The 24,754-nt window shown below is 66.2% G+C and carries 25 protein-coding genes; 10 read left to right on the forward strand and 15 right to left on the reverse strand.

The features are described 5' to 3' along the window. Window positions 1-9 precede the first annotated feature (9 nt). From LG306_RS05665 to LG306_RS05675, 3 genes are read right to left on the reverse strand one after another with little or no spacing between them, the layout of a single operon-like run. A complete protein-coding gene (locus tag LG306_RS05665) occupies window positions 10-492 on the reverse strand; it encodes a VOC family protein (RefSeq protein ID WP_404418872.1) in 483 nt (160 codons plus the stop codon). Beyond that, a complete protein-coding gene (locus LG306_RS05670; protein ID WP_404418874.1) occupies window positions 489-950 on the reverse strand; it encodes an SRPBCC family protein in 462 nt (153 codons plus the stop codon). Before LG306_RS05670 ends, LG306_RS05665 begins: the two co-directional genes overlap by 4 nt. Then, window positions 950-1,393 carry a VOC family protein gene (locus LG306_RS05675; protein WP_404418877.1) on the reverse strand — a complete coding sequence of 148 codons (444 nt, stop codon included), beginning with the start codon at window positions 1,391-1,393 and terminating at the stop codon, window positions 950-952. Before LG306_RS05675 ends, LG306_RS05670 begins: the two co-directional genes overlap by 1 nt. 58 nt (window positions 1,394-1,451) lie before the next feature. Between LG306_RS05675 and LG306_RS05680 the strand changes: the two genes are divergently transcribed. Beyond that, a complete protein-coding gene (locus LG306_RS05680) occupies window positions 1,452-2,132 on the forward strand; it encodes a winged helix-turn-helix transcriptional regulator (RefSeq protein ID WP_404418879.1) in 681 nt (226 codons plus the stop codon). On the opposite strand, the gene LG306_RS05685 is transcribed toward LG306_RS05680, so the two are convergent. After that, the gene (locus tag LG306_RS05685) at window positions 2,107-2,832 is read right to left on the reverse strand and encodes an energy transducer TonB (protein WP_404418881.1); all 726 of its coding nucleotides are present in this window, start codon (window positions 2,830-2,832) and stop codon (window positions 2,107-2,109) included. The genes LG306_RS05680 and LG306_RS05685 overlap by 26 nt on opposite strands. A gap of 82 nt (window positions 2,833-2,914) precedes the next feature. Next, window positions 2,915-3,124 (reverse strand): flagellar basal body rod C-terminal domain-containing protein, encoded by a 210-nt coding sequence (locus LG306_RS05690; protein WP_404418883.1) that lies wholly within the window; start codon window positions 3,122-3,124, stop codon window positions 2,915-2,917. 206 nt (window positions 3,125-3,330) lie between these two features. Here LG306_RS05690 and LG306_RS05695 point away from each other — a divergent pair, with 206 nt between their 5' ends. From LG306_RS05695 to LG306_RS05705, 3 genes are all read left to right on the forward strand, one after another. After that, a complete protein-coding gene (locus LG306_RS05695; RefSeq protein ID WP_404418885.1) occupies window positions 3,331-5,229 on the forward strand; it encodes a DEAD/DEAH box helicase in 1,899 nt (632 codons plus the stop codon). A gap of 46 nt (window positions 5,230-5,275) precedes the next feature. Then, window positions 5,276-5,599 (forward strand): Mpo1-like protein, encoded by a 324-nt coding sequence (locus tag LG306_RS05700; RefSeq protein WP_026108600.1) that lies wholly within the window; start codon window positions 5,276-5,278, stop codon window positions 5,597-5,599. Between the two features lie 83 nt (window positions 5,600-5,682). Continuing rightward, window positions 5,683-6,573, forward strand: a complete 891-nt coding sequence (locus LG306_RS05705; RefSeq protein WP_404418887.1) for a hypothetical protein — start codon at window positions 5,683-5,685, stop codon at window positions 6,571-6,573. 75 nt (window positions 6,574-6,648) lie between these two features. Here LG306_RS05705 and LG306_RS05710 read toward each other — a convergent pair whose 3' ends face one another. The 10 genes from LG306_RS05710 to LG306_RS05755 form a co-directional block, all read right to left on the reverse strand. Then, window positions 6,649-7,206, reverse strand: a complete 558-nt coding sequence (locus LG306_RS05710; RefSeq protein ID WP_404418889.1) for a 3D domain-containing protein — start codon at window positions 7,204-7,206, stop codon at window positions 6,649-6,651. A gap of 186 nt (window positions 7,207-7,392) precedes the next feature. Beyond that, window positions 7,393-8,061: a hypothetical protein gene (locus tag LG306_RS05715; RefSeq protein WP_404418891.1), complete on the reverse strand. Its 669-nt coding sequence runs from the start codon at window positions 8,059-8,061 to the stop codon at window positions 7,393-7,395. A 61-nt stretch (window positions 8,062-8,122) separates the two neighbouring features. Next, window positions 8,123-9,154 carry a tRNA dihydrouridine(20/20a) synthase DusA gene (gene dusA, locus LG306_RS05720; protein ID WP_404418893.1) on the reverse strand — a complete coding sequence of 344 codons (1,032 nt, stop codon included), beginning with the start codon at window positions 9,152-9,154 and terminating at the stop codon, window positions 8,123-8,125. A gap of 69 nt (window positions 9,155-9,223) precedes the next feature. Continuing rightward, window positions 9,224-10,303, reverse strand: coding sequence for a pectate lyase (gene pelA / locus LG306_RS05725; RefSeq protein WP_404418895.1), 1,080 nt, complete (start codon window positions 10,301-10,303; stop codon window positions 9,224-9,226). A gap of 103 nt (window positions 10,304-10,406) precedes the next feature. Continuing rightward, window positions 10,407-13,751: a TonB-dependent receptor domain-containing protein gene (locus tag LG306_RS05730; protein ID WP_404418897.1), complete on the reverse strand. Its 3,345-nt coding sequence runs from the start codon at window positions 13,749-13,751 to the stop codon at window positions 10,407-10,409. A 249-nt stretch (window positions 13,752-14,000) separates the two neighbouring features. Then, a complete protein-coding gene (locus LG306_RS05735) occupies window positions 14,001-15,629 on the reverse strand; it encodes a family 43 glycosylhydrolase (protein WP_404418899.1) in 1,629 nt (542 codons plus the stop codon). Window positions 15,630-15,913: 284 nt separating this feature from the next. Beyond that, window positions 15,914-16,792, reverse strand: a complete 879-nt coding sequence (locus LG306_RS05740) for a hypothetical protein (RefSeq protein WP_404418901.1) — start codon at window positions 16,790-16,792, stop codon at window positions 15,914-15,916. Between the two features lie 70 nt (window positions 16,793-16,862). Continuing rightward, the gene (locus LG306_RS05745) at window positions 16,863-18,029 is read right to left on the reverse strand and encodes a glutathionylspermidine synthase family protein (RefSeq protein WP_404418903.1); all 1,167 of its coding nucleotides are present in this window, start codon (window positions 18,027-18,029) and stop codon (window positions 16,863-16,865) included. A gap of 3 nt (window positions 18,030-18,032) precedes the next feature. Continuing rightward, the gene (locus LG306_RS05750; RefSeq protein ID WP_404418905.1) at window positions 18,033-18,773 is read right to left on the reverse strand and encodes a PspA/IM30 family protein; all 741 of its coding nucleotides are present in this window, start codon (window positions 18,771-18,773) and stop codon (window positions 18,033-18,035) included. 16 nt (window positions 18,774-18,789) lie between these two features. After that, complete coding sequence (locus LG306_RS05755) at window positions 18,790-19,470, reverse strand: DUF2170 family protein (protein WP_404418907.1); 681 nt, start codon at window positions 19,468-19,470, stop codon at window positions 18,790-18,792. A 79-nt stretch (window positions 19,471-19,549) separates the two neighbouring features. On the opposite strand from LG306_RS05755, the gene LG306_RS05760 reads away from it, so the two are divergent. The 6 genes from LG306_RS05760 (at window position 19,550) to LG306_RS05785 (ending at window position 24,742) form a co-directional block, all read left to right on the forward strand. Next, window positions 19,550-20,593, forward strand: coding sequence for an ion channel (locus tag LG306_RS05760; protein WP_404418909.1), 1,044 nt, complete (start codon window positions 19,550-19,552; stop codon window positions 20,591-20,593). A 7-nt stretch (window positions 20,594-20,600) separates the two neighbouring features. Next, complete coding sequence (locus LG306_RS05765; protein WP_404418911.1) at window positions 20,601-21,248, forward strand: DUF2491 family protein; 648 nt, start codon at window positions 20,601-20,603, stop codon at window positions 21,246-21,248. Window positions 21,249-21,274: 26 nt separating this feature from the next. Further along, window positions 21,275-21,688 carry a DUF350 domain-containing protein gene (locus LG306_RS05770; RefSeq protein WP_017506364.1) on the forward strand — a complete coding sequence of 138 codons (414 nt, stop codon included), beginning with the start codon at window positions 21,275-21,277 and terminating at the stop codon, window positions 21,686-21,688. A 5-nt stretch (window positions 21,689-21,693) separates the two neighbouring features. Then, window positions 21,694-22,320 (forward strand): DUF1190 domain-containing protein, encoded by a 627-nt coding sequence (locus tag LG306_RS05775; RefSeq protein WP_404418913.1) that lies wholly within the window; start codon window positions 21,694-21,696, stop codon window positions 22,318-22,320. A gap of 155 nt (window positions 22,321-22,475) precedes the next feature. After that, window positions 22,476-23,498, forward strand: a complete 1,023-nt coding sequence (locus tag LG306_RS05780) for a flavin reductase family protein (RefSeq protein WP_404418915.1) — start codon at window positions 22,476-22,478, stop codon at window positions 23,496-23,498. Between the two features lie 47 nt (window positions 23,499-23,545). Then, window positions 23,546-24,742: an acetyl-CoA C-acyltransferase gene (locus LG306_RS05785; protein WP_404418917.1), complete on the forward strand. Its 1,197-nt coding sequence runs from the start codon at window positions 23,546-23,548 to the stop codon at window positions 24,740-24,742. The last annotated feature ends 12 nt before the right edge of the window (window positions 24,743-24,754 follow it).

Here is a 24,754-nt window from a genome sequence, read left to right on the forward strand (position 1 = left end):
TTTCTGGATTCAGACGTCGGCGACGGCGCGGTCCAGCGCCGCGATGTCGATCTTGATCATACCCATCATGGCCTGCATTGCGGCCTTGGCGCGCGCGGGGTTCGGATCGGTGGTCAGTTCCATCAGGCGACGAGGCGTGATCTGCCACGACAGACCCCAGCGGTCCTTCAGCCAGCCGCAGGCGTTCTCGCTGCCGCCGTCGGCGATCAGGGCGTCCCACAGCCGGTCCGTCTCGGCCTGATCCTCGGTCATCACCATGAAGGAGACGGCTTCGGTGAAGCGAAAGGTCGGTCCGCCGTTCAGCGCCAGATACGCACGACCCGCCAGCACGAACTGCACCGTCAGAACCGAGCCTTCAGGGCCGGAGGGCGTATCGACCGGCGATCGGTTGACGGCGGTGATGCGGCTGTCGGGCAGCAGGCTGACATAGAAGGCGGTCGCGGCCTCGGCGTCGCCGTCGAACCACAGGCAGGGGACGATCTTGTCGCTCATGTCGCGTCACCTTCCGCCAACGCCGCCAGTTGATCGGCGACGGCGCCCCAGCCCTGTTCGAAGCCCATGGCCTTGTGGGTTTCGGCGGCCTTTTCGTCCCAGTGCCGGGCCGTGGCGGTGTAGCGGGTTCCCCCGGCGTCGGGCTCGAAGGTGTCGATGCGCACGAAGTTCATGTCGCCGGCCTGCGGAACCCAGCCCTCGGTGAAGGCCCCGGTCGAGACCAGTTTGCGGCCCGGAACCACCTCCAGAAACACGCCGAAATAGGGATGCCGCTCGCCTTCCGGCGAGGCCATTTCGACATTGGCCCGCCCGCCGACGCGCAGGTCCCAATCCACGACCGGCGTCGTCCAGGGGCGGGGGCAGAACCACTCGCCGGTGCGCTCGGTGTAGATCTTCCACACCGTCTCCGGCGAGGCCTTGATCAGCCGGCTGATGCTCAGTTCACGAATGTCCCCCATCACGACACCATGGCGTCGGCGGCGAAGGCTTCGGGACCGGCGGCGACGGCGGCCGGGTCCATCCACATGACTTCCCAAATATGGCCGTCCGGATCGGCATAGCTGCGGCCATACATGAAGCCGTGGTCCTGGGTCGGGGTCGGGTCGATGGCGCCGCCGGCCGCTGCGGCCTTGTCGGTCACGGCGTCGACGGCTTCACGACTGTCCTTGGAAAGGCACAGAAGAACCTGCGCCGAGGCATGGGCGTTGGGGATCGCCCGGTCGGTGAAGGTGCGCCATTTGTCGTGGGTCAGCAGCATGACGTGGATCACGTCCGAAACGACCATACAGGCGGCCGTGTCGTCGCTGAACATCGGGTTCCTGGTCGCGCCGACCGCTTCGTAGAAGGCGATTGATCGGGGCAGGTCGGCGACCGGCAGGTTGATGAAAATCAGCTGAGCCACGGCGTTTCCTCTCCTTGTTATTTGCGAAACCTGACTCCGATGATTACGATAGTCAACTATGAAGTTAGAAAAGATAACCGATAAGGCGGGCCGAAAATATCATGACGCTTGCGGCGCCGCGCACGGACTGGACCTGATCGGCGAACGCTGGGCCCTGCTGGTGATCCGCGAACTGATGATGGGGCCACGTCGGTTCGGTGATATGAGAAAGGATCTGCACGGCATTTCCGCCAACGTGCTGACTCAGCGGCTGGAGGGGCTGGAGGCTTCGGGCATCGTCACCCGCCGCAAGCTGCCGCCGCCCGCCTCGGTTCAGGTCTATGAGCTGACGCCCTGGGGATATGAGATCAAGCCGGTCTTCATGCTGTTGGGCGGTTGGGCCGCGCGCTCGCCCCGCTATGACCCGACCCTGCCGCTCAGCGCCGTGTCCATCATGATGTCGTTCGAGACCATGTTCGATGCGGCCCGGGCAGGAGACGCGGCGATGACCGTCGGCTTCGTCTTCGGCGACGAACCGTTTGTCGTTCAGATCGAGAAGGGGACGATCACGACCCGCCGCGGCGCCACGGACGCCGCCGACGTCGTCCTGACGGCCCAACCGCCGCTGGTCGCGGCCTGCGTTTACGGCAAGGTTCCGCCCGTCGCCTTCGAGGCCGACGGCTTGATGACCATGACCGGCGACCGGACCGTGTTCGACCGCTTTGCGAGCTTCTTCAACCTGCCGGAGAAGGCGGGGTGATTTCGCATCCGAACCGGGCGCAGTAGCGGGCGCGGACCTTGATGGCGACCGCTTCAGGGTCAAAGAGATCAAGGGAGGATTTGATCATTTGGTCGCGGTCCGGCGGCGTCTTGGAAATCGGCGGCCGCCCTTGTGACAGCGCTTGTAAATCAGCTTCGGGGATATTGCGCGCCAGCAGCGTCGCGAAGATGCGCCTGGCCTCGGTCGGCGAGGGGGACTCCTGTCGGAACCACGATTCGATCAGCGCCTTGCGGTCCGCCGGCGCCTCGATCTCGGGCATGAAGGGTTCAGGAATTTCCGCCAGCATCTGTTGCGCCAGAATGTCGGCTGCGGCCATGGCGGCGGGCGTCGGCGCCGGTCCTCTCCAAGAGGGTGTTTGCGAACGGCGTGGGCGCTCGGTCGTGAAAGGAATGGCGACGCGGAAACGGCTCGGCGCGGGTCTTCCGTCTATGGTCGCAGGATTCAGCAGTCCGCGAGAAACCACCGCCATCGCGCGCTCGCCGAAGCCCAGTCCTTCTGGTGATTCCGAGCTGACTTCGCAGTCTTTGGCCTGACCGCCGACCGTGGCGGTGCATTCAACAACGACGCGACCGTCTATGCCTAACAAAACCGCCAGGCTTGGGAAGTCGTCCTCTGATGCAGAAGGCGGAATTTTCCAGGAAGAAGAGGTCCGCTGCGCCATGCTGGGCGTGGCGAACATCACCGCTCCCATTACAACCAATAATCCCACACGCATGACGGCCCCCCATCAGCTTCCCCTAGCGTGTCCAACGCTTAAAGCTTCAGGCCAGCATGTACAGCAGCGTGCCGGTCATGTCGTCGGCGGTGCGCAGAACGGCGGCGTTGGCGCTGAAGGCGGTCTTGGCCTGGATCCGTTCCACGGTTTCCTCGGCGAGATTGTCCAGCGGCGCGGTCGCGGTGCGACGCGCGCTGTTGTCGAACCGGTTCTGCGCCGTCATCATTCCGGCGGCGGCGATAGAAAGCGCTTGCATGGCGAAGCTCCGGACGCGGTGGGTTCGATCGCCAGACTGCGTCTTTCAGGTCAACGTCGCCTGAAGGAACAGGGTGAACGCCGTTTTCCGCCCCGCTTGCGCCCTTATTGATGTATAGAGCGCCATCATTCGCCCGGCCTGAGGTCTGACCTCGGCCGGGCGCAGTCGTTTCGGCGACCGCCCTTGTCCGTTGTCCCAGGTTTCCTATGCCCTTTCCCGCCGTCCATCCCGCGCTCGACCGCGCCCTGATCAACAAGGGCTATGCCGAACCCACTCCGGTTCAGGCCGCCGTGCTGGAGGCGGAGCATGCGGATCGCGACCTGCTGGTCTCGGCCCAGACGGGTTCGGGCAAGACCGTGGCCTTCGGTCTGGCAGCTGCGCCGACGCTGTTGGGCGACAAGCCGATCTTCGGCCCCGGCGGCGCGCCGCTGTGCCTGGCCATCGCGCCCACGCGGGAACTGGCCATGCAGGTCGCGGCCGAGTTGCAATGGCTGTACGCCGACGCTGGCGCCAAGATCGCCACCTGCGTCGGCGGCATGGATGCGCGCCGTGAGGCCCGCGCGCTGGGCTTCGGCGTCCACATCGTCGTCGGCACGCCCGGCCGCCTGAAGGACCACATCGACCGGGGCAATCTGGACCTGTCCGAGCTGAAGGTCGCCGTCCTGGACGAGGCCGACGAGATGCTCGACATGGGCTTCCGCGAGGACCTGGAGCATATCCTGGACCAGGCGCCGGCCGAACGCCGCACCCTGCTGTTCTCGGCGACCATCGCGCGCGACATCGCCACCCTGGCCAAACGCTATCAGAAGGACGCGGTCCGCATCGACGCGACCGACAAGACGCGCCAGCACGCCGACATCGAATACCGCGCCTATCGCATTGCGCCGAACGAGATCGAGCATGCGGTGGTCAACACCCTGCGCTGGTTCGAGGCGCCGCGCGCCATGGTCTTCTGCTCGACCCGCGACAGCGTGCGTCACCTGCAGTCGTCGCTGCTGGAGCGCGGCTTCTCTTCCGTCAGCCTGTCGGGCGAGATGGGTCAGCGCGAGCGCACCGATGCGCTTCAGTCGCTGCGTGACGGCCGCGCCCGCGTCTGCGTCGCCACCGACGTCGCCGCGCGCGGTCTGGACCTGCCGGACCTGGGTCTGGTCATCCACGCCGAACTGCCGATGAACCGCGCCGGCCTGCTGCACCGCTCGGGCCGCACGGGCCGGGCGGGCAAGAAGGGCGTCTCGGTCATGCTGGTTCCGCACTCGCGCCGCCGCAAGGCCGAACGGCTGATGGACGAGGCCGGCATCGACGCCGTCTGGACCGGCGCGCCAACCTTCGACGAAATCCGCAAGGCCGACGAGGATCGCCTGCTGTCGCCGTCGCACTTCGAGGCCGAGGTCTCCGACGAGGACATGGTCGTCGCCAAGCGGATGATCGCCGAACGCACGCCCGACGAGATCGCCGCCGCCCTGGTCCGTCTGCTGCGCAAGGAACAGCCGGCGCCCGAAGAACTGTCCGATCCGGGTTCGGATCGCGGCCCGGCCAAGCGCGAGCGCACCGTTCGCAACGACGACGGCACGGCGGCTCAACCCTGGCCGGGCGACCGCCTGGGCGCTGATGATGTGGTCTGGTTCCGTCTGGACGTGGGCCGCAACAAGAACGCCGACCCCAAATGGCTGATCCCGCTGATCTGCCGCATCGGCGGCATTTCCAAGCCTCAGATCGGCGCCATCCGCACCTTCCCCGAAGAGACGCGCTTCGAGGTCGCCAAGACCCACGAGAAGGCTTTCCGCGAAGCCGTCGCCGCCTCCAAGGACGAGGTGAAGATCACGCCGTCGGAAGCCCCGACGCCCGGCTCGATGAAGGCCAGCCGCTTCGTCGGCAAGCCGCGCGAGGATGGCGACCGCCCCTTCAAGAAGACCCCCTACAAGCGCGCCGACGGCGGCGAGGGCGACGCCCGCCCGCCGTTCAAGAAGAAGCCCTGGGCGCCGAAGGCTGACGGCGGCGCCAACCCGCGCCCGAACGCCTCGGGCGACAAGCCCTATGCAAAGAAGCCCTTCAAGGCCAAGCCAGGTTTCAAGAAGGACGGCTTCAAAGGCAAGCCCAAGGGCTGATCTGCGACCACTTGCCTGATCGTGGGCGGAGGCGCACCCTCCGCCCATGAGCACGCCGTCCGCACCTGAGGGCCGTTACGCCTCGTTCGAGGCCTTCTATCCCTATTATATCCACGAGCATTCCAACCGGACGTGTCGGCGCATCCACGTCGTCGGTACCTTTCTGGTGATCTCGGCCTTCGTCGCCTTCGTGGCGACGCGGAACGCCTGGTGGCTGCTGGCCATGCCGCTGCTGGGCTACGGCTTCGCCTGGGTCGGGCATTTCTTCTTCGAAAAGAACCGGCCCGCGACGTTCAAATATCCGCTGTGGAGCCTGATGGGCGACTTTCGCCTGTTCTTCGAGACAGTGACCGGCAAGCGCCGCTTCTGAGACCGCATTTCAAGCTGCACGGTTCGGCGAAACGGATTAACCTCCGCCTGCGGCATGGCGCCGCTGCTGCTGGAGGGAGCAACATGAAATCCATCGCCGTCATCGCCGCTGCGTCCGTGCTGCTCGCCCCTGGCGTCAGCCTGGCCCAGAAGAGCGGGGCCAAGCCCGACTTCACCCTGGACCCCAACTACGGTTCGGTTCGGCTGGAGACCGGCTTCACGCCCGATCCCTGGACCAAGTCCATCCTCGCGGGCGGTTCGATCGCCGCCTCGGCCGCGCAGTCGGGCTGCGAGGGCAAGGTCAGCGCCGCGCCCGACCTGCAACTGAATTTCGAAGCTGGCGATCTGGACCTGACCATCAAGGCGGTCGCCAGCGAGGACACGACGCTGCTGGTCAACAGCCCCGGCGGCCGCTGGTACTGCGACGACGACAGCGGCGGCGACCTGGACCCGATGGTGACCATCTCCAATCCCGAGAGCGGCCGCTACGACATCTGGCTGGGCACCTATAACGACAACATGGTCCAGTCGACGTTGCAGATCAGCGAACTGGGCGGCACGGCTGCGACGGCGGGCGCGGCGCCCAACATCGATCTTGAGCCCAACTACGGCACTGCCAATCTGCGCGGCGGCTTCACGCCCGACCCCTGGACCAAGTCGATCCTGGCCGGCGGCTCTTCGCCCGCCTCGGCCGCGAAGGCGGGCTGCGAAGGTTCGGTCAGCTCGGCCCCTGACATCCAGATCTTCTTCGAGCCAGGCGACGCCGACCTGACGTTCCGCGTGCGCGCATCGGAAGACACGACCCTGCTGATCAATACGCCAAACGGCCGCTTCTACTGCGACGACGACGGAGCGGGCGGCGTTGATCCGAAGGTGACGATCACCAATCCGCAGAGCGGCCGCTACGACATCTGGGTCGGCACCTATAACGGCTCGATGGTGCAGTCGACGCTGGAGGTGTCCGAACTGGACTGATCGGCGTAAGGCTTCAGACACGAAAACGCCGGCTGACCGTCGCGGTCAGCCGGCGTTTTTCATTCTGGCATCGGATCAGTTGGATGCGGTGGTCCAGGCCGGGGGGCAGCCGTCGAAATCGCCGGCGTCCACGATGGTCAGGGTGCGCATGTTCAGGCGCTGCGCCTGGTTCATCGAGCCGCGACCGTTGCCGGTATAGAGGTCGATCTTCTGGCCCTTGATCGCGCCGCCGGTGTCGGAGGCGTACCAGTAGCCGTCGTGGATGGTGCCGTCGGCCAGACGCAGGCCGACCGTTTCGCGGATGAACAGCTTGGTGCGGCGCGGGATCACGCGGGGATCGACCGCGACGGTGCGCATGGCGATCGGACGGCAACCCAGCGAATCGTTGCCCGTCGCGCCGCCGCCGCCTGCGTGATAGAGGCGCGCCGACGCGCGCCAGTCCGGATCGGAGGCCATCAGCTCGGCCTGTTCGGCGTTCAGAGCGGTCTCGACTTCATCGGAACCGACGATGGCGGCAGGGGTTTGGGTCCTGACTTGATCCGCCGCTACGACGTCATTGTAGGGGACAGGCCCGCTCGTCACAGACGATACGGCAGCCCAAAGCATGGCGATAGCAGCGGAGGCGCCGATCATGAGTTTCGCTCAGGAGACACCGGCTCCCAACGCCGCCGGCGCTGGCCTTGTCGCGTTAACTTGTGGCGGAAAAGTGGCGAAATGGACCCTGGCGCCGTCTGTTACGATTTGTTTCTAGGTTAATGCTCTGTTTTTCATAACCTATTTATCCCCAGTCTTCGCGCCTGGCGACGACGCTCCTGGGCGTCAGAACTTGAAGTTCAGGCCTGCCTGAAGCACCGGCAGGACCTTGTAATCATCGGCCTCGGCCTGAATTTCACGCTCTTCCTGATCCAGACGCGAGCGGAAGGTGGGGTCGTTCGACAACGTCCCGCCGCGAGCATCCAGATTTACTTGCGGCGCATCGCCAAAGGCCGCGCCGGCCAGAATGCGAAAGCCCAGCCTTCCGCCGCGCGTGAAGGTGTTGTCATAGCCCACGCCGAAGAAGGGCGCGGTGCTCTCCAGGTCGATGCGGCCGGTCAGCGTCCCGACCTGGGCCGGGGTGAAGGTCGCCCCGCCGACATTGACGTTGCCGGTGGGCGTGGCGTCCAGATCGACCTTGCGATCGCCGAAATAGGCCCCGCCCGAGACCAGAAAACCGTTGCGGAACGGATGCAGGTCCACAAAGGCGCCCGGCGATTTGAAGTCGATCTTGGCGTCGTAATCGATGCCCTTGTAGGTCTGATCCCGATCCCATTTCAGCACGTCATAGCCGCCGCGCAGCACCACGACCGGGCTGAGCGCGAACTGCGCCTGAAGGCCCGCGCCCGGCGTGCCGACCTGCGCGCCGACGGCGAACCGGCCGTCGGCCTGCGCCAGGGCTGATGTGGCGGGCAGGGCGGTCGCGATGACGGCGGCGATCAGCAGGGTCTTCATGGCGTGCAAGTCCGAAACGGCAGGGTTCTCTTAACCTTGCCAGCCGGCTCTGAAGATTGGGTTACGCCGCCCAGTCGCCGGGCGCCGTATCGCGCCTCGCCTCGGCCTCGCGCACAGCCTCCGCTGCGCGGTCCAGCACCTCCAGACCGGCGCCGGGCTTGATCGCCTCGATCGTCAGGATGCGACGGAACGCCCGCGCGCCCGGCCGGCCGTGCATCAGACCCAGCATGTGCCGCGCCATGGCGGGCAGGGCGACGCCCTCGTCCAGACGCGCGGCCATATAGGGCCGATATCGCGCCAGCGCGGCGAAGGCGTCGGTGTCCTCGGCCGGCTCGCCATACAGGCGACGATCCGCCTGACCCAGGATGGCCGGCTCGTGATAGGCGGCGCGACCCAGCATGACCCCGTCCAGCTTGACGCCGTCGACCTCGGCTAAATGCGCCTCGGCGGCGTCCATCGAGGCGATGCCGCCATTGATCGAGATATTCAGATGCGGCCGCTCGCGCTTCAACCGGCGCACCAGATCATAGTCCAGCGGCGGCACGTCGCGGTTCTCCTTGGGCGACAACCCCTTCAGCCAGGCCTTGCGCGCATGGACGACGAACACCTCGATCCCGACGGCGGCGCAGGCGTCCACCGTGGCGAACAGGCTGACGGCCGGATCCTGATCGTCCACGCCGATGCGGCATTTGACGGTCGCGGGCACGCTGACAGCCTCCTTGATCGCCGCCATACAGTCGGCCACCAACTCGGGCTCGCGCATCAGACAGGCGCCGAACCGACCCGACTGCACCCGGTCCGACGGGCAGCCGACGTTCAGATTGATCTCGTCATAGCCGAACGCCTCGCCGACCTTGGCGGCCTCGGTCAACTGCGCCGGATCCGACCCGCCCAGCTGCAAGGCCACCGGATGCTCGAGCGCATCGAACCCCAGCAGCCGCTCGCGATCCCCATGCAACACCGCCGGCGCCGTCACCATCTCGGTATAGAGCAGCGCCTTGGTCGTCAGCGCCCTGTGAAACGCCCGGCAATGCCGATCGGTCCAGTCCATCATCGGGGCGATGGACAGCGTGCGGGAGGCGTTCAGGGACATAGTGTGCGGTTTGACCGGCGATGTAGGGGACTGCGCGTGCCCATATCCGATTTCCGCTCCGACTTGAAATCAGGCGTGGTCACTCAGCTTCGACTTCCAGGCCGGATAGTCTCGGGTCAGCAGGGTTTCGGGCCATTCGCCGACGTAGCGATAGCCGTTGCGGCGTTCGTGCTCGATCTGCATCAGGTCGCGTCGGATGACGGAATCGCGCCCGATGTAGATGGGGCGGCTGTCTTCCAGATCGTAGAACCGGGCCCAGATGCGCGCGCCGGGCTTGAGAGCCAGGATGCGGTCGCGGCGGCCTTGGGCGTCTGTGACGAACACCTCGGTCGTGTCGGCAAGCGCGGCGCTCTCCAGCCAGGCTACGGCGCCGTCCACGGCGGCGACGACGTCGGGACGGGGGTCGGGCAGGCTCATCAGGAAACGCACGATGCCGACGCTTTCCTGGCCCGACAGGGACGGGGGCTCGAAACGACGCGCCCAGGCGGGCGCCAGGGTCTGGGCGTCGTGCTGGGCGCACCAGCCGGTCAGGACGCCGTCGCGCCGCACCTGCGTCTTCAGCAGGGTCTCGACCCCCCGCGCCACGGCCTGGCGCGCCCGCTCGCGCCGCGCTTCGTCGACGAAGCCATAGGGCGCCGCGCCGTCGCCCACATCGCGCAACAGCTCCAGCACATGGACCATGGCGTCGTCGTTATAGGTGATCTGGTCGTGATAGCCGCCGCGCAGCGGATAGAATTGCGCCCAGCCGCCGTTCGGCTGTTGCGCCGCCAGCAGATAGTCCAGGCCCCGGTCGAAGGCGGCGCGGCTTCGGGCGTCCCCCGCCTTGATCGTGCGCGCCAGATAGTTCAGCGGCTGTGTCGTGCCGCCATTGTCGATCGTGTTCCGCAGCGCCGGATCCGCATCCGGGCGGGGCGGGGCGAACAGGTCGGTGTTCTTGGGCCAGCCGCCCTCGGCCGATTGATGCTGGATGACGATCTCGGCCAGCCGACGGGCCTGGGCAGTCGCATACCATTCGGCCGGCCGCCGCACGGCGGCGCTGTTCCAGGCGACGGCGGGCGAGGCGGCGACGGTTTCCTGCGCTGAAGCCGGCGCTGGCGAGAGACTGGCTGCGGTCGCCAGGAGGCCGAGGATCAGGACCGTGTTTTTCATCGAGACCTCATTGTGTTTCGGCGAAAAGAATGGGACGCCGATGTTTCGCGGCGTCCCCTGAGGGGACAGCGTCCCGGGAGAAGTCAGCTGTCGATCGTCGTCATCAGAACACGAACCGCGCGCCGACGAAGTACTGGCGGCCGGTCGAGCCATAGTTGTTGACCACCGGATCGGCCTGATAGGCCCAGCGCGTGTCGGTCTGGTTGGTCAGGTTCAGCGCCTCGGCGGTGAAGGTGACATTGTCCGTCAGCTTGTAGGTGAAGGACGCATCCACGTTCAGCGTCTCTTCCGAGCCGATGAAGTCGTTGATCAGCGGCGAGTCGCACACGCCCGGATCGCAACCGCCCGACGCCAGCGGATAGGTGGTCTGATAGGCGGCGCGATAGGCCGACGAAACGCGCGCGCTCCACTTGTCGACCTCATAGAAGATCGTGGCGTTGAACGACTTGGGCGAGGCGCCCAGGAAGGGCGCGGTGCCGGTCAGATTGCGGGCCGGATCCAGGATGTATTCCAGCTCGGAATCGATCTGGGTGTAGTTGGCCTGGATGCCGAAACCGTCGAACGGGGCGGGCAGGAAGGTGAAGTTCTGCTGGTAGGCGATCTCGAACCCATCCAGCTTGCCGCCCGGCGCATCGTTGTACTGACGCACCTGGAAGGGCAGATCCTGGTCGATATAGGCCCGGCGGCTGTCGGAGGCGACATCGGTCAGGCCGTCGTAGGCGGCGCGCAGATTGGCGATCTGTTCGGCGTTGAAAATCTCGCTCAGCTTGCCTTCGCGCAGCACCACCTGCGGGAAGCTTTCGATCTCCTTGTGGAAGACCGCCACCGACAGGATGGCGTCGCGGGCGAAATACCATTCGACGTTGAAGTCCAGGTTGGAGGCGCGGAACGGCTTCAGCTTGGTGTTGCCCAGGGTGATCGCCGCGTTGGATCCGTCGAATTGGGCCGGGTCCGCGCCGATCCCGACCGGAACGGTGAAGGCCGTGACGCCGGGCTGCAGCGCCGTCATCTGCGGACGGGCCATGACCTTGGCCGCCGCGAAACGCAGCATCAGCTTGTCGTTCAGCTCCCACACCAGGTTCATCGACGGCAAGGTGTCGTTGTACTGGTTGTCGTTCTCGACCGGACGGCCGCTGGGCGAGCGTCCGCGGGAATCGATCTTGGTCTCGGCGCGACGCAGTCCGGCGTTGCCGCGCAGTTCGCCCATGAACAGCGGCACGCGGAAGTCCATCTGGCCATAGTAGGACAGGCTGTCCTCATCGACCCAGAAGGTGTTGACCCCGCCGTTGCGTAGGTCCGACAGACGCCAGTCGCCCCAGGCGTTGATACAGTCGCAGTCGAAACCGAAGCGGTTCTTGAAGGCTTCCAGATTGGGCGCGAAGAAGCTGGTCGGGGTGCCTTCGGGCACGTTCAGTCCGTCGCCCCAGCTGACCAGCTGTCCCATCTGGCCGACGGTCGTGGCGGCCGCCAGTCCGGAGCGCACGCCCTCCAGCAGGGACGGGTTCATCGTGTCGCTGATCAGCCGCTCGTAGCGCGTATAGTAGAAGTCGAACTTGCGCTTGCCGATGCCGAACTTGAACGTGAAGTCGTCGTTCAGGTCCCAGACGAAGTCGGCCTTGGCGGTTTGGTAGCCGTTTTCGGTGATGGTTCGGTAGTTGCGAATGGCCGAATAGCCCTTCACGAAGTCCCAGCTGTTCGGGTTGGCGACGTCGAAGCCGAACTTCATGATCGGCATGTCGCCGCCTTGGCGGTCGTCATAGACGAAGTAGTCGTTGCCCGCGACGCCCTGGCCCGAATCCAGCCGGATGAAGTCGACCAGCAGGCCGGTGTTCTCGTTGGTCGACTTGGAATCGCCGACCAGCAGCGACATGCGGAAGGTGTCGCTGAACTCGTGCTCGATGTTGATCGAGTTCTGGCGGAATTCGGTGGTGTAGCCGCCCTGATCGACCGCCGAACGGAAGTCGACGTTGCCCAGCACCAGATAGTTGGCGTTGGCGCCCGTCTCGCTCAGCCCCGCATCGATCAATCGCACCGACGGCCGCCCGATGAACGCGCCCCGCATGGCCAGATATTGGGGGTGCGCGACGTAACCGACCGATCCTGGCTGATTGTAGTAGTCGTAGACGTCCAGGTTGTTGGGATTGAAGCTGCCCGTTCCGGCCGCCAGGTTCTGGTTGGTTGCGCCGGGCGCCGTGGTGAAGATCGGGGTGGAGCCGTACAGCGACTGGCCGCAGTCGATGGCGTCGCGGAAATCGGTTGCGGCCTGGGTCGCGCAGTTGGCGTAGGCGGCGCGACGGTTGGCGTAGGAGTTGTTGGTCGCGCTGGTCGTCGGATAGGTCTGGTAGCTGAAGGCCGTGGTGGTGCGGTTGCCGTTGGTGTTGTTGCGGTTCAGGCCCACTGGACCGATCTGATAGTTGGTCGAGACCTGCGTCATCTCCGAGTACAGATTGTCGAAGTTGATCGTGGTTCGTTCAGTCGGACGCCATTGACCCGACAGGGTCACGCCCAGCCGGTCCTGCTCAACGTCGCGGTGGTTCAGCGTCGCCAGCGCCGGGATGCGCACCAGCGAGCCGCGCGTGGCGCCGCCGTTGATCAGGTTGTAGGCGGCCGGGTTGGAGCCGATCAGATAGTTGCGCGCTTCCGGATTGGTGACGCGGGGCAGGGCCGTGGCGGGGTTGGTCCCGATGGGCAGGGCAAAGCCTTGGTGATCGCCTGCAGCGTTGGTTCCCACGTTATTGAAGGTCGCGCCGCGATAGGTGTAGTCGAATGAGCCGACCTGACGCGAATAGCTGTCGATGGCCTGGGTGCGCTCATTGTAGGCGACCGAGCCCAGAAGCCCGAACTCGCCGATCTTGCTGGTCCAGCGGTCGGACGCCAGCAAGGCGAGGCGCGGATTGTGGGTGCCGCCGTTCTCGTAATAGGCGTCCTGAAGCGTCAGGGCCAAGCGACGTTCCTTGAAGTCGAACGGACGCCCGGAGATCAGATCGACCGTGGCGCCCAGCGAGCCTTCGTCGGTCTGGGCGTCGGCGGACTTCTGCACTTTCAAGGAGTTGAACAGCTCGGACGCGAAGGTGTTGAACTGGAAGCCCCGGTCGCGACGCAGGGCGCCGTCGGCATTGCTGGCGCCCGAGGTCGACAGGGTCTCCAACCCGTTCAGACGCACGCGGGTGAAGTCGCCGCCCAGGCCGCGGACCGAGATCGAGTTGCCCTCGCCGTTTTCGCGGTCGATGGACACACCCGGGATGCGTTGCAGCGATTCCGCCAGGTTGGCATCCGGGAAGTCGGCGATGTCTTCGGCGTTGATGACATCGACGATGGTGTTGGACCGGCGCTTTTCGGTCAGGGCGCTGGCCAGCGAGGCGCGGATGCCGGTGACAACGATTTCGCCCACTTCGGTGGCGTCCTGGCTCTGGCTCTCTTGAGCTTGAACCGGGGCCGCGAACAGCATGGCTCCCATCACGAGCGCCGCTGGCGAAACCGCCGCGCGCAGGTATCCCGTCTGTAGGTTTCGCATATTTCCCTCCGCTTTTGTCGTGCTCCGTGCCTCTTGGCGGGCCAGATGCCGACAGTCTCCTGTCCCTCGAACGCCGAGGAACTCCAAAATCTCGTGATGAGATCGACGCGTCCTGAGCGTCAATGTCACCGGTGTCATAATGCTAAAAACAGTGTTTTTCCAGACCCAAATATTCGCGCTGCATCACAGCGCCTTGAACGTGAAGTTCTTGAACCGCGCCTCGCCTTCGCCGGCGGCGTACAGACCGGGGCGCAGCATCATGAAGCCGCCGCGTACGTTCTGGTTGTAGCCCGAGACCTCCATGCCCCGGTCGAACCTCTGCCAGGTCACACCGTCGCCCGAAGTGTCGAAATAGACGTTCTGATAGGCATTGGTCAGACGAATGAACATGCGCTGCCCGTGCGGATTGGCCGGCCGTCCCCGCTCGATGCCATACTGGTGGGTGACGTAGCGGGTCGCGTCGAACCCCAGGCCCGCATAAAGCCCCCGGTCGTAAAACAGGATCAGGCCCGCCACCGCGCCGGGATCGATCTCGATCTCGCACTCGATCTGATAGGCTTGGTCGCCCTGGACGAAGGTCAGGGGCGAACAGTCGACCGGCGCCTTGCCCTTGGCCTTCATGTGCAGGACGCCGTTCTGACGACGCAGGCGATCCTTCTCGTTCGGCTGCGGGTCGTAGAACGTCCACTGGATCCCGAACTTGTCGGTCGAGAAGTCGTCCGACAGGGCCATGCCGTGCGGCCCGGTCTCGCCGCCTCGGGGCTTGGCGATCGGCTGGGACAGGTCGCCGCCCTTGGCGCGGAACCAGCCGTCGTCGGTCCATTCGACGGGGTCCAGCAGGGTCTGACGGCCCAGGCTCCAATAGGCGTTCTCATAGCCGTGATAGACCATCCACCAGTCGCCGTCGGTCGGTCCCTCGACCAGGGTGGCGTGGCCGCGCGACCACCACTTCTCGGCGCCAGACGCGGTGCGGACGATGGGATTGTGGGGACAGTCTTCCCACGGGCCGTTGATCGACTTGGATCGGGCCGCGATGACCATGTGTCCCGTGGGCGGGCCGGCCGTGCCGCCGATGGCCGTGATCATGTAGAAATAGTCGCCGCGCCTCAGCAGCTTGGGCCCCTCCTGGGCGAAGCCCTCGACGATCCAGTCGTCGGGATAGCGCCAGGCCTTGTAGACGCCCTGCTCGACCGGGCCGTCGGTGGCAAGGCCGTCGTCGGTCAGCTTCACGCGGTCGCCGCCGTTCAGGAACAGATAGCGTTTGCCGTCCTCGCCGACGATATGGCCGGGATCGATGTGGTTCGGGAGCTTGAGGTCGATCGGCTCGCTCCACGGCCCTTCGATCCTGTCCGCCCAGATGACGTAGTTGGACCGATATTCCGGAAAGCGCGCCGGGATGTAGCAGTAGAACTTGCCCTGGTGTTTGATCAGCTCCGGCGCCCACACCGAGCCGATATTGGTCGTCAGGGCCGCGAGCACCGGCTGCCAGTTCACCAAGTCGCGAGAATGCCAGATGTGGATGCCTGGCACCGACTCAAACGACGAGAAGGTCATGTAGTAGTCGTCGCCGTCCTTCAGGATCGACGGATCGGGATGGTCCCCCGACATGATGGGATTGAGGAAGTTCCCGTTGCCCAGATCGGCCATCCGCTGGCCCTCGATCCCCCGATGCCACTTCATCGACGCCCATTCCCGACCCAGGGGCGCGGCGTCTTCATTGGTCTGGGCGAGGACTGCGCGGACGGGCAGGGCTAAGGCGGCGACCCCGGCCAGCAGGCCGGACAAGGCGGCGCGGCGGTCGATGCTTCTCATGGCGTTTCCGTCATCCCATTGACGGCCGGGAGGCGCGATAGGCGATGCCCGCCTGGCGCCGACTTGGCCGCGTCTCCTCTCATGTCCGCCGCTCTGACTGGCGACTTCCGGCGATGACACCGGTAGACATTTCCTAGATAGGCATGGAAGGCGGCTTCTGACCAGAGGATTTTTAAGGAAGGGGCGCGCCGGCTCCGCCCTGACCGGTCAAAGGCGGGCCATATAGGACGCCCACGGCAAGAAGAGCGTCCCGCGCCGGATCGCGCGGGACGCTTGGTCATGGCTTAGCGGCGGGCGCGCAGTTCCAGCTCGCCGATGCGGCGGCTCAGGTAGGCCGTGTCGTCAGACGAGGGGCTGGTGCGGCTGTAGGCGACGTCCAGGCGGGCGAGGTCGCCGGCCTCGACGCGGATGTCGGCGGCCTCGGCGCGGCTGACGGCGCCCGAGCGTTCGGCGACGGTAACGGCGGCCTCAAGGTTCGCCAGACGCGTGCGGGCGGGCAGGTTGGCCGACGGCGTCTGTCCGGCCGGGCCGTCGCCGACACGCAGGTCCAGAGCGTCCAGGCGGGCGTCCAGATCGGCGCGCTCGCTGGCGCTGATGGAGCCGTCGGCGCTGTAGCGGCTCTCCAACTGGATCAGGGCTTGATAGTCGGACTTCAGGCGCGTCGCCTCGGTGCGGGTGATGCGGCGCGCGGTCACGGCGGCGTTGACGCGGGTCTCGAAGTCCGCACGGCCCTGGGCCACGGTGTCCATGTCGGCATAGCCCAAGGCGCCGGCTTCCAGCGTCTGGGTCAGGGCGGTGTAGCGGGCGTTCAGATCGGCGCGTTCCTGGGCCGAGATGCCGCCGACGGCGTAGCGGTTTTCCAGATCGACCAGGGCGGAATAGTCGGCGCGCAGGCGGGTCGCCGCCGAGGCGGAGACGCCGCCGGCGCGCACGCTGGCGTCCACGCGGGTCGAGAATTGGCCTTGTCCGTCACGCAGAGGACGGCCGCCGCGCAACCAGGCCTGATCCATCGCCGACAGGCCCAGACGATCGCCGAACAGGGCGCCCACGACCGCGCCCAGCCGATCCTGGGTCGTCGAAGGGTATTGCGTCTGGGCGACTGCAGCACCGCCTGCGAGGGTCAGGGCGGTGGTGGCGATCAGGGCGAGGCGGACGTTGCGCATGGGAAAGGCCTTTGTCGGTTGATGTCAGCCGACAGAACGAAGGTCGCCCGCCTTGGTTGCCCGCTCGGCCCTAGTCCCGGATGAAGTGCGGCACGAAACGCGAGGTGTTCCTCGTGATGCGTCCCGTATCCTCGCGCAGGCTGATGCCCGCCGGTTCGGTTCCCACCACCCACGACCCGACGATCACATGATTGCCGTCGAACAGGGGCGGATCGCACAGCGCCTGGCGGATGTGACGTCCTTCGCCATAGCCGCCGTCCACCACCTCTGCGGCGCTGACGCCCTGGTCGATCAGTTCGACATTGTCGCCCTCGCGCGAGAACAACGGCTTGCGCACATAGGACGAGCCCAGCGCCGCCTCGGCCGGATCGCCCTCGAAATAGCTTTCCAGCAAGTTGGGGTGGCCCGCATGCCGCTCCCACAACAGCGGCAGTATGGCCTTGTTGGACAGGATGCTTTTCCACGCCGGCTCCAGCACGGTCACGTCCGCCGTCGGCAGCGGCGCGGCGTAGTCGTCGCGCAGCATCTGCTCCCACGGATAGAGCTTGAACATCGCCTGGATGATCCAGTTCTCGTGATCGACGAACCGGCCGTCGGCGTTCAGCCCGATCTGGTCGATGGCGACGAACTGTGGCTCCAGCCCGGCCTGCTGGGCCAGGTCTTCCAGGAAGCGCACCGTCTGGCGATCCTCGACGAAATCGGCATCCGAGGCGAAATGCACGAAGCCGCCGTTCGGGAAGATGGCGCGGAAGCGGTCGACCAGCTTCTCATGCAGGCTGTTGAACTGATCCGCATCGGCGGGCAGGGCGCCGGCCTTGATCTGATCCTCCAGCCACAGCCACTGAAACACCGCCGTCTCATAGATGCTGGTCGGAGTGTCGGCGTTGTATTCGTACAGTTTCGCCGGACCTGTCCCATCATAGGCGAAGTCGAACCGGCCATACAGGGACGGGTCGCCCCGCTTCCAGCTGTCGGCCACATAGTCCCGCATGGTCTCGGGAATATCGAGCTGCTCCATCAGCCGCTCGGACTGAACGGCCTCGTTGACCAGCTCCAGGCACAGGCCGTGCAGTTCCTCGGTCGGCGCCTCGATCCCATCCTCGATCTCGGCCAGCGAAAAGGCATAGGCCGCCGTCTCGTCCCAATAGGGTTTGCCGTCGGTGTGGCGCCAAGTGAAGCCGAGTTCCTCGGCCTTGGCGTCCCAGTCGGTGCGGGGATCGAAGCGCAGACGCTCCATGGATCAGGCCGGGTCCTTGTCAGGCGTAGATTGGCCGATGCGCGGCGTGACCACGGTCACCGCCGGCTGGCTAAGGCGGGCCAGCACGTCGTCGGCAGAGGAATGTCCGGGCAGGATGCCGGCCTCGCGCAGCTTGGCGTCCAGGTCCGCGCCGGTGCGGCGATCCTCCAGCGCCTGGCTGGCGTTCAGCTTCTCTTCCTGGATCGCCTGGCGCTGTTTGATGCGTTGCAGGCTGTCCGCCGCCGAGCCGATGCGCGACTGGGCTCCGGCCGAGTTCAGGGCGACCGACGTCTGGGCCTTCTGGACGGAATCGTTGACCTTGACGATGTCGATCTCGCGACGAAGCGTCTCGATCTTCTGATCGGTCGAGGCGATGGCCGTGCGCAGGCGCGTCTCGGCGGTCTTCATGTCCTCGATCAGCGGGCCGCGGCTGGTGATCTCGACCTCCAGCTCGGCGATGCGGCCGGCGACTTCGCGCGCCAAGTCGGTCTTGCCCTGACCCAGGGCGGTGCGGGCCGAGCTTTCGTATTTGGCGATCTGGTCCCTGAACGATGCAAGTTCGTTTTCGGCCATGCGGCGGCGCGCCACCAGGCCGGCCAGGTCGTCTCTGGCCTTGCCTTGCGCATTGTCGGCGTCGCGGATTTCCTGGTCGAGGATCTTCAGCGCATTGGCGTCGACGACGCCCTGGGCCGCATCGTGGGCCGTGCCGCGGAACAGGGCGGACAGTTTTCTGAGCATGGACATGGTCGGTCTTCCGGGATCAGGCGGCGTCGGCGCCGAAGGTTTCACGCAGTTCGGTGGCGTCGATCGCATTCTCGGCCAGGGTGCGCAGTTCGATCAGGATGGTCTGAAGCGTCGTCTTGCAAGAGAGTTCACCCATCAGCTCATACACGTCTTCTCCACCGACATTGGTGATGGCGAAGTTGGACAGGGGCACCACGCGCTGGGCCTTCAGCAGGAACTCGTTGAAGGCGTGGCGGTCCTTCTGCTCCGACACCGGCCACAGCAGGACCGAACAGACGATCTGGGCGCCGCCGACGCTCAGATAGACCGGCAGGTCGCCGTATTCATGCATGGTCGCCAGCAACACCGGCTCGGCGCCCTCGACCACGCGCAGGGTCATTTCGCCGTCACGCAGCAGGGTTGAGCCGTCCAGCGCCGTCTTGATGGCGGGTACGGTCCAGGGGGTCTCGATCACGGCGTCCATTTGATGGTCGTCTCCAGGGGTGATGGAATCGGAAGTGGGGCGGCGCGGGCGCCCCGCAAGCTGCGGGCCGCGTGTTGAATCGGTGACGATGGCGCGAACGGCCGCCTTGACGTCGTCGCGGGCTGCGGCCGGCACCCAAAGCTCCAGCTTGACCAGGCCCGCCTCACGACGCGCCTGTCGCCACGCACGAATGCGGTCGTTAGCGGCGGAAGGGGGCGATGTGTCGTTCGGCATATCGTTACATGAAACGCGTAACATGAACGCTTGACTTCGCCTAGGGGTCTGGGTTCATCTAGACGCGAGGGAAGGACATATGCTGCTGCCGCGAATGAAGCTGGCCGTGATTTTCGACCGGGCGTTCCACGCCATGGCCGATATGCACTGGCGTATGCTGGGCGGGCTGATCCTCTTTCACGCTATTTCGTCGTGGCTTCTCCTCGCCATCGCCCACGAAGCGGAGCTACATGACCCGCTGACCTTCTTCTACTGGTACGCGACGACGGCTTATACTGTAGGTTATGGCGATCTCAGTCCGCAAGGCGTCGGCGGCCGACTGGTCACGGCATTGTGGATCTTTCCCGGCGCCATCGCGGCTTTCACGACGGTCGTGGCCAAGGTGCTGGCCGGGATCGGCGACATCTGGCGCGCCCGGCGATCGGGCAAGGGAGACTATTCAAGGATGACCGATACGATCCTGCTGGTCGGCTATCACTCCGTTCGAACGCCCAAGATGGTCGAGGAACTGTGTGCGGAGCTGCACCGATCGCAGACCCTGGTGCTGCTGACGCGGCAGGCGGTGGCGGACGTCGATCCGCGCATTCGCTATGTCCAGACGGAAAGCCTGACCTCGACGATAGGGCTGACGCGCGCGGGTGCAGCGAACGCCAGTCGCATATTGATTCACGCCAGCAATGACGCCGACACCCTGACCGCCACCCTTGCCGTCTCGGCGATGGCCCCGGACGTCGCGCACATCGTCTGCTTCTTCGATGACGCCGACAGCGCGCGGCTGTTGGCGCAGCATTGTCCCCGGGTCGAGATCGTCTTGTCGTCGGCGCCGGAAATGCTGGCCCGCGCCGCGCGCGATCCTGGCGCCAGCCAGGTCATCAGCGCCCTGACCAGCCACCTGGACGAAGGCGCCACCCTGTTCAGCCTGCGATGGGCCGGCGCGGGTCGGTCGGTCGGCGACCTGACGCAGCGCTTCCTCCAGCACCGCGCGACCCTTCTGGCGCATCAGCCGGACGGCGCGGATTCGCCGCGCTTCAATCCAGCGCCGGAAACAGACGTGGAACACGGCGACCGCCTGTTCTATGTCTCGGCGGCTCGGCTGAACCAGCCGAGCCTGGCCGGATCCTGATCGTCCCATGTTCAAGAAGCTTTTCGGATCGTCGGAGAAGGTCGCGCCCGCCAATCGACTGGCGACGGTGCGCAACATCACTGTCGGCCGCACCGTCTCGTTGGACCCGCTGGCCTGGCGTCGGCTGGGCGGCGAGACCCATTTCACCCTGGATCGCGACGTGCTGGACATCTCGGCGCAGGGGTTGGTCAGCCTGGACAGCGGCCAGTTCGTCCATCGCTTCTACACCGACGACCACGTCATGCTTCAGGCCATGAGCGACGACGAGGCCGGGCTGGAATCCTACGACTTCAGCCTGTTCGTGCCCTGGACCTCGGCCTATCCGCCGGGCGAGCGCGAACGCCGCATCTGGCGCGACCGCCTGTCGGCGCCGGTCTTTCACGGCGCGGCCGAAGAACTGCCCGACTATCCCCGCTTCTGGTTCGCCGAGAGCGACGCGATCCAGCCGCCGGTCACCCTGTGGGAGACGATCTGGGACGACCGCGCCGCGACGGCGCCCTATGCGAAAATCTTCCAGACCTGCATGCTGTATGCGCGCGAGCTGGGCGGCGGGCGCGAACTGATGCTGGCCCTGGAGCAGCAGCCCGAGGGCGGCGACACCACGCACGAAATCATGATCGGCATTCCGCTGGAAATGGCCGAGTTCCGCGCCTGAGCGCGCAATCCGAGGGGGCAAGACCGATGTTCGACTGGTTCATTTTTCAGCAGGGGGCGATCGCCTTCCTGATCGCCTTCGCCATGGCGGGCGCTTTCACCCTGGCCTTCAAACTGATCTACCAGTGGGTCACGCCGTATCATGAACATACGCTGATCCGAGAAGGCAACACGGCCGCCGCCATTGCTCTCGGGGGCGCCCTGATCGGCTATGTCCTGCCTCTGGCCTCGGCCCTGTCGCACACCGTCAGCCTGATGGAGTTCGCGGCCTGGGCCCTGCTGGCCGGCGTGATCCAGATCGTCGTCTTCGTCGCCATCAGCCGAATGGCCTTCCGCAACCTGGTCGTCCGCATCGAGGCGGGCGAGATCGCTGCGGCCGTCTATCTGGCCTCCATCTCCATCTGCGTCGGCCTGCTCAACGCCGCCTGCATGACGTCGTGACCGCCATGACCGACCCCAAAGACCTGCCCCACAATCTGGCCAAGACGGACACCATGCGCCGGCTGAAGCGCTCGAGCGTCCTGCACGTCAGCAGCCTGATGGCGACCGCCAGCTTCTCGCTAGCCGCCTGCGGCTCGCCCCAGCGCGTGCCTGCGCCCGAGCCCGAGCCGACCCTGGCCTATCAGTCGTTGGACGAGTGCAAAGCCGCCAACGATATTCCCGACAACGAGTGCGACGCGGCCCTGGCAAAGGCTCAGCAAGAGGCCGCCAAGACCGCCCCGCGCTACGCCACCCGCGAGGAATGCGAGGGTCAGTGGGGACCGTCGCAGTGCCAGCCGAACAACAACGGCGGCTCCTTCTTCACCCCGCTGCTGACCGGCTTCATCGTCGGCCAGATGTTGAACGGCGGCGGCTATCGCGGCGGCGGACCGCTGTATCGCGACCGCGAGGGGCGGCTGTCGAACGGCTATGGCGGCGGCTACGCCTACCGCGACTATCGCACCGGCAAGACCCTGACCAATGCGCGCGAGCATGGCGACGTCGCCCGTCAGGCCCCGACGCGGGTGCAGAGCCGCACCACCGTCGTCTCTCGCGGCGGTTTCGGCGGCGGCGGCCGAGGCTACGGCGGCTGATACAGTTCTGGCGCCCGGCGCCGGTCTTACCCTAATAGGGATCGCTCTCACGCTTCACGACAGACCGGACCGCCTCGCCTCATGACCGCATCGCCGCCCCCGAACCTAGAGCCTGATCGGCATCAGCGGGATCGCTTCGCGATCCCGCTGATGCCGTGAATCAGGCTCCAGAGGATGCTGGAGCGAAATCTGAGCCGCGTCGGACTGCGTCCAACGCAACCGATTTCGCTCTAGGCCTGGACGTCGAAAGCTGGGGCGACCCCGAGGATCCCATCGTCCTGCTGATCGGCGCGCCGGAGCGTCTGTCCGGCGACTGGCGCCGGTCGGTGCGCGCGCTGGTCGAGGCCGGCCGCCACGTCATGCTGACTGCCGACTTCGACGCGGCGGACGACAGCTCCGCCGCCCTGCGTCGACTGCTGACCGAGCTTCCCTCTCGCCCGGCCATCGTCTGTTCCGATACGACGCTGGCGGCCGTCGCGCCCGCGCTTTCCGTCACCGGCCCGGCCCTGGCCAGCTGTCTGGTGGTCGTCGCCGAAGGGCAGGGGGCTGTCTCGCCCGAGCTTGAGACACAGTTGGCCGGCATTCCGCGCCAGACGATCGCGCGCACCGAGGCGTCCGACGCGGTCGAGGCCGAGAACGCCGCCCTCCTGGGTTTCCTCGAACGCCACGCCCCGCGCGACGCCCTGCATTATCAGGCCGGCTCGGACCCCCGCACCCTGCGCGACGCCCTGGGCTGTTTCGCCACCGGGGTAACGGTGGTCACGACCCTGGACGAGGCCGGGCAGCCCGTCGGCCTGACCGCCAACTCCTTCTCCTCGGTGTCGCTGGATCCGCCGCTGATCCTGTTTTGCCTGGCCCGCTCGTCCACCAATGTCGATCGCTTCCGCCGGGCCGAGCATTTCGCCATCAACGTCCTGCATATCGGCCAGCAGCCGACCTCGGGCGTCTTCGCCCGATCCCAGGCCGACCGGTTCCAGGACGTGGCGTGGGAGACCTGGGACACCGGCGCGCCCATCCTCTCAGGCGCCCTGGCCAGCTTCGAATGCGGAACCGAACAGATCGTCGAGGCCGGCGATCATCTGGTCATCATCGGCCGGGTCAGGCGCGCCCGGTTCGAGCCGCGCCGCGATCCGCTGCTCTATTTCCGGGGCAAGTATCGGCGGCTGCACTTTTCCTGACCGGCCGGGATCGCTATCTCTCGCCCGAAATAGAGGAAGCCGTCCCCATGTCCGCGACCACGTCCGCCGATCCCGTCGTCATCGTCTCCTACGCCCGCACCCCGATGGGCGGTTTCCAGGGCGCGCTGTCCGACGCCAAGTCCACTGACCTGGGCGCTGTGGCCGTCAAGGCGGCGCTGGACCGCGCCGGCCTGGATCCGCAAAAGGTCGAGCAGATCATCATGGGCTGCGTCCTGCCTGCGGGCCTGGGCCAGGCGCCGGCGCGTCAGGCGGGCATGGGCGCGGGCCTGCCCACCTCGACCGAGGCGACGACCATCAACAAGATGTGCGGCTCGGGCATGCAGGCGGCCATGATGGCGCACGATGCGCTGGCCGCCGGTTCCGCCGATGTGATCGTGGCGGGCGGCATGGAGTCCATGACCAACGCCCCGTATCTGATGCAAAAGCACCGGAGCGGCGCGCGCATCGGCCACGACGTCATTTCCGACAGCATGTATCTGGACGGGCTGGAGGACGCCTACACCCCCGGCAAGCTGATGGGTCAGTTCGCCGAGGACACGGCCAAGGACTATCAGTTCACCCGCGAGCAGCAGGACGCCTACGCCATCGAAAGCGCCGGCCGGGCCAAGCGCGCCCAGGAAACGGGCGCCTTCGACGCCGAGATCGCCTCGGTCGAGGTCAAGACCCGCAAAGGCCCCGTCACCGTCGACCGCGATGAACAGCCAACCAAGTCCGACCCGTCCAAGATCCCCAATCTGAAACCCGCCTTCGGCAAGGAGGGCACCATCACCGCGGCTTCCGCAGCCTCAATCTCGGACGGCGCCGCCGCCCTGGTCATGATGCGGCAGTCGACGGCCCAAGCCCTGGGCCTGACGCCGATCGCCCGCGTGGTCAGTCAGGCCGCCTACGCCCACGAGCCGCACCTGTTCACCACGGCTCCGGTCTTCGCCCTGCAAAAGGCGCTGAAGAAGGCGGGCTGGAGCGCAGACGACGTCGATCTTTGGGAGGTCAACGAGGCCTTCGCCATCGTGCCGATGATCGCCATGCAGGAGCTCGGCATCCCCCACGACAAGATCAACGTCAACGGCGGCGCCTGCGCCCTGGGCCACCCGCTGGGGGCATCCGGCGCCCGCGTCCTGACCACCCTGCTGTCCGCCCTGAAAGCCCACGGCAAGACCCGCGGCATGGCCGCCCTGTGCATCGGCGGCGGCGAAGCCACCGCGATGGGCGTGGAGTTGGTCTAAGGCGGAGGGCTT

Source organism: Brevundimonas vesicularis (assembly GCF_044807075.1).
Taxonomy (GTDB): Bacteria; Pseudomonadota; Alphaproteobacteria; order Caulobacterales; family Caulobacteraceae; genus Brevundimonas; species Brevundimonas vesicularis_G.